4 protein-coding genes are annotated in these 3441 nt (G+C 60.0%); 2 read left to right on the forward strand and 2 right to left on the reverse strand.

Features of this window, described 5'->3' with window-relative positions:
• Positions 1–40 precede the first annotated feature (40 nt).
• Both DCO47_RS26215 and ttcA read right to left on the reverse strand, forming a co-directional pair.
• Complete coding sequence (locus tag DCO47_RS26215) at positions 41–715, reverse strand: DNA-3-methyladenine glycosylase I (protein WP_016773632.1); 675 nt, start codon at positions 713–715, stop codon at positions 41–43.
• Between the two features lie 135 nt (positions 716–850).
• Complete coding sequence (ttcA, locus tag DCO47_RS26225) at positions 851–1675, reverse strand: tRNA 2-thiocytidine(32) synthetase TtcA (protein ID WP_039757843.1); 825 nt, start codon at positions 1673–1675, stop codon at positions 851–853.
• 434 nt (positions 1676–2109) lie between these two features.
• Between ttcA and DCO47_RS26230 the strand changes: the two genes are divergently transcribed.
• Positions 2110–2712, forward strand: coding sequence for a Yip1 family protein (locus tag DCO47_RS26230; protein WP_042607174.1), 603 nt, complete (start codon positions 2110–2112; stop codon positions 2710–2712).
• Positions 2713–2859: 147 nt separating this feature from the next.
• Positions 2860–3354, forward strand: a complete 495-nt coding sequence (locus tag DCO47_RS26235; RefSeq protein ID WP_024013976.1) for a SprT family zinc-dependent metalloprotease — start codon at positions 2860–2862, stop codon at positions 3352–3354.
• The last annotated feature ends 87 nt before the right edge of the window (positions 3355–3441 follow it).

Raw genomic sequence — 3441 nt, forward strand, 5'->3', positions numbered from 1 at the left:
CTGTGGGAGCGAGCCTGCTCGCGAATGCAGCGACGCGGTCTTAATGGTTCACGGTGTAGGCCAGCATCATCGAGATCTGGCTCATCGGCCGTCCGCCACTCTGTTCGTGCCACTGGTTGAACGCGTTCTGCACCGTTGCCAGATCACGCTGGCTGGTCGGCACTTTGTCGACGATCTTCTGCGCGTTCAACGCTGCGACCACGTCGTAGCTCGGCACGAATGTGTCCTTGCCGACCATGCGCAAAAACCGCGGCGCCGACAGCCCGCCGAGTTGATGGCCGTGCTTTTTCAGGTACGTCCACAGACCAACGATGTCGGTCACCGGCCAGTCGGCGATCAGCGCGCCGAAGCTGCCCTTGTCCTTTTCCACATCGAGGATGAACTGCGCATTGCGCGGCACGCTTTTCAGCTTGCCCAGATGGCGGATGATCCGCGCGTCCTGCATCAGGCGCTCCAGGTGTTCGGCGCTCATCAGCACGACTTTTTCCGGATCGAACTTGAAGAACACTTCTTCGAACGCCGGCCACTTGGCGTCGACCAGGCTGTGCTTGAGCCCGGCGCGAAACACCCGCAGGGCCATGGTCGAGAGGTAGCGGTCGTCGCGGATCTTGCGTAATTGTGCGGGGGTCTTGGGAACGGGCAGATGGGCTTCCAGTTCAGCCGCCGAACCAAAGCGGTTCAGACAGTATTCGTGCAGCCACTTGTAATCGCGCATGCCCTCTCCTATTGAATGAAACGAACAGATCCCTGTAGGAGCGAGCCTGCTCGCGAAGGGATTGGATCAGTCAACACTTGGGCTGAATGACACACCGCTTTCGCGAGCAGGCTCGCTCCCACATCTGGATCGGGTTTACAGATTGACGACATTGACGAAACGCGAAGCCGCGGTCTCGTCGATCTTCAGGCTGGTGAAGTCGAACAGGTTGCGGTCGGCCAGTTGCGACGGCACCACGTTCTGCAGGCTGCGGAAAATCGATTCGGTGCGGCCCGGGGTCTTGCGGTCCCAGTCCTGAAGCATTTCCTTGACCACCTGGCGCTGCAGGTTCTCCTGCGAGCCGCAAAGGTTGCACGGAATGATCGGGAATTGCTTGAAGTCCGAGTAGGCCTGGATGTCTTTCTCGTTGCAGTACGCCAGCGGCCGAATCACCACATTGCGGCCATCGTCGGCGCGCAGTTTCGGCGGCATCGCTTTCAGGGTGCCGTTGAAGAACATGTTGAGGAAAAACGTCTCGACGATGTCGTCGCGGTGATGACCGAGGGCCATCTTCGTCGCGCCGATTTCGTCAGCAAAGGTGTACAGCGTGCCGCGACGCAGGCGCGAGCACAGCGAGCAGGTGGTCTTGCCTTCCGGCACCAGTTCCTTGACCACCGAGTAGGTGTCCTTCTCGACGATGTGGTACTCGATGCCCAGCTCTTTCAGGTAGGCCGGCAGCACGTGCTCGGGAAAGCCCGGCTGTTTCTGGTCCATGTTCACCGCGACGATGTCGAATTTGATCGGTGCAACCTTCTGCAGGTGCATCAGCACGTCGAGCATGGTGTAGCTGTCCTTGCCCCCGGACAGGCAGACCATGACCTTGTCGCCGTCTTCGATCATGTTGAAATCGGCGACCGCCTCGCCGGCCAGGCGGCGCAGGCGCTTTTGCAGTTTGTTCTGGTTGACCGTAAGAGTGCCCATGACGCGAAATCCGTGAGGTGTGACGAAAGGCCGGCATTTTACGCAAAAAACCCGGCGCGGGCGAAGGGCCGCAGTCGAATTGACTCACCTCTACTGTGGCGAGGGAGCTTGCTCCCGCTGGGGTGCGAAGCGCCCCCAAACCTGCAACGGAATTTTTCCTGACACGGCGAGCCGGGAGGGTTTGCGACTGCTGCGCAGCCGGGCGGGAGCAAGCTCCCTCACCACCGAACCATTCGGTTCCTTCAAGATTCTGGCGCGATTAAGCCCTTTGTTTACAGCGCGATTTGCTCTAAGCCCGGCATACCTGTGCGCTGGAGTCCTTTCTATACTGCGACATAAGGTCGCACACGTCTTTAGACCTGTATTTGCTCGGCCACCTTGGCCCGTAGGCGCTCCGTTGGGGGGCGATGGCAATGACAAGAGGAGTGAATGGCATGATCCATCACGTAGTGGGACTGTTTACCCACCCCGATCAGGAATGGAAGGAGATCCGTGGCGACCAAGAGGAAAGCATCAGCCACATGTACTTGACCCACACGCTGATTCTGGCGGCGATCCCCGCTGTCTCGGCGTTCATCGGCACGACCCAGGTCGGCTGGGTGATCGGCAACCGCGCGCCGGTGATGCTGACGTTCGAAAGTGCCTTGTGGATGACCATCATGTCGTACCTGGCGATGCTCGGCGGGGTCGCGGTGATGGGCGCCTTCGTGCACTGGATGGCGCGCACCTATGACGCCAATCCGAGCCTGGCCCGTTGCGTGGCGTTTGCCACTTACACGGCGACACCGTTGTTCGTCGGCGGCCTGGCGGCGCTGTACCCGCACATGTGGCTGGGGATGATCGTCGGCACGGCGGCCATCTGCTACACGGTGTACCTGCTGTACGTCGGCCTGCCGACCTTCATGAACATTCCTTCGGATGAAGGTTTTCTGTTTTCCAGTTCGGTGCTCGCGGTCGGGCTGGTAGTGCTGGTGGCGATCATGGCGTTTACCGTGATCATCTGGGGGCTGGGTGTCGGGCCCGTCTATACCAACTGACTCGTTTCCTCCCTGAGAAAAACAACCTCTGCCAATACAGGCCGCCGCAAGGCGGCCTTCTCGTTGGGCGACGACCATTCGGCAGGTCGGCGATTCGCAAGTCGCCGGGGTTGCGGCATACTCGGCTTCTCTGGAGATCCATCAAGCATGCCCGAGCAACTCAATACCCGCGTCGAAGATTGTTACCAACTCGCTGAATCCTTTTTCAAACGTTCCTTCAAACGCCCCGTCGTCAGTCTCAAGCTGCGCGGGCAGAAAGCCGGTGTCGCACATCTGCACGAGAACCTGCTGCGCTTCAACCCGCAGTTGTACCGGGAAAACACCGAACACTTCCTCAAGCAGACCGTGGCCCACGAAGTCGCGCACCTGATCGCTCACCAACTGTTCGGCGACCGCATCCAGCCCCATGGCGAGGAGTGGCAATTGATCATGCGCGGGGTTTACGAACTGCCGCCCGACCGCTGCCACACCTACGAGATCAAGCGGCGCAGCGTGACCCGCTATATCTACAAATGTCCGTGCCCCGACAGTGACTTCCCGTTTACCGCCCAGCGCCATGGCCTGGTACGGCAAGGGCGGCGGTATTTGTGCCGGCGCTGCCGAAGCACCTTGGTGTTCAGTGGTGAGATGCGGGTGGAATAGTTGGTTTCTGTGTTGCTTTGACCGGTCCCATCGCGAGCAGGCTCGCTCCCACAGGGGAATGCATTTCAATGTGGGAGCGAGCCTGCT

This window comes from Pseudomonas sp. NDM, from assembly GCF_003105095.1.
In the GTDB taxonomy this organism is placed as follows: Bacteria; Pseudomonadota; Gammaproteobacteria; order Pseudomonadales; family Pseudomonadaceae; genus Aquipseudomonas; species Aquipseudomonas moraviensis_A.

Bases quoted from the DNA above. Each gene is read 5' to 3' on its own strand.
- DCO47_RS26215 (WP_016773632.1), bottom strand. From the start codon at position 715: ATGCGCGATTACAAGTGGCTGCACGAATACTGTCTGAACCGCTTTGGT.
- ttcA (WP_039757843.1), bottom strand. From the start codon at position 1,675: ATGGGCACTCTTACGGTCAACCAGAACAAACTGCAAAAGCGCCTGCGC.
- DCO47_RS26230 (WP_042607174.1), top strand. From the start codon at position 2,110: ATGATCCATCACGTAGTGGGACTGTTTACCCACCCCGATCAGGAATGG.
- DCO47_RS26235 (WP_024013976.1), top strand. From the start codon at position 2,860: ATGCCCGAGCAACTCAATACCCGCGTCGAAGATTGTTACCAACTCGCT.